Here is a 1053-nt window from a genome sequence, read left to right on the forward strand (position 1 = left end):
CATTCGGTGCGCGCACCAGGGCCACGGCAACCGCCGCCTCGCGTGCGTCCAGCCCATGGGCGGCCTTGCCGAACAGGGTGCGGCTGAGTGCGTCTATGCCCACCAGCTCGCCCCGGAAAGGCACCAGGTTCAGGTAGGCCTCCAGAATCTGGTCCTTGCGCCAGCCGCCTTCCAGCGCGTTGGCCGACACGGTCTGGCCGATCTTTTGCACCACGCTGCGCCCGCCCGCGCTGGGCTTCAAGTCGGTATCCAGCAGCCCGGCCAGTTGCATGGTGATGGTGGACGCGCCCCGGGTTTTGCGGTTCCACAGGTTGGCCCAGGCGGCGGCAGACACAGCCTGCCAGTCCACCCCGCTGTGTGCATAAAAGCGCTTGTCTTCGCTCAGCACCAGCGCCGTACGCAAGGCGGGCGACACGTCGGCCAGCCCCACCCACTGGCCGCGCCGCACGCTGGTGTCGGTGCGCAGGCGTTGCAGCAGCTCGCCATGGCGGTCCAGCACCAAAGTGTCAGACGGGCGGTAGTTGCTTTTTATAGTGTAAAAAGTGGGCGTAGCGCTTATTCCATCGGCGCAAGCAGCTACTAAAAACGCAGCAAATACCCGGTGGATGCGCATTGCCTGAGGGAGAAGCGCTTCAGTCTGCCGCGTGCAGCTCTTGCACCACGGCGGCCACCGAGGCGGTGTCGGGCAGGTGCGACAAGGCCCCCACCAGCTCGTCGCGCACCTGGGCGATGTGGGCCTCGAAACGGGTCGCGTCCACGCCCAGCGCGCTTGCGATGGCCTGCACGTGGCTGCGCTCGGCGGCACTCAGGCTGCCGTCGGCATAGGCGGTCATCAGGCACATCAGCACCACGGTGTCGGCAAATTCGGCATCGCTTGGCAGCAGGCTGCGGGCATCGAAGGCGCTGGAATCCATGGCCAGGGCGGTGGCCGTAGTCGGCATGTCGGCGCTGCGCGAACTCTCGTAGAACTGGCCGATCAGGGCCGCCTCTGCGGGGTGGATGCCGTCTACCAGCGCCACCGAGAGCATGGCCTGGGTAAGCTGGGCGACTTGG

General features: G+C 66.8%; 2 protein-coding genes. Both read right to left on the minus strand.

The window, feature by feature from the left end; translation table 11 throughout:
- On the minus strand, positions 1-613 hold a 613-nt coding region (locus AC097L_RS26170; RefSeq protein ID WP_479589605.1), incomplete at its 3' end, for a biosynthetic peptidoglycan transglycosylase.
- A gap of 19 nt (positions 614-632) precedes the next feature.
- A partial coding sequence (locus AC097L_RS26175) for a TerB family tellurite resistance protein (RefSeq protein ID WP_479589606.1) occupies positions 633-1053 on the minus strand: 421 nt, incomplete at its 5' end.

The sequence above is a fragment of the Rhodoferax sp. RT5P35 genome, from assembly GCF_056521385.1.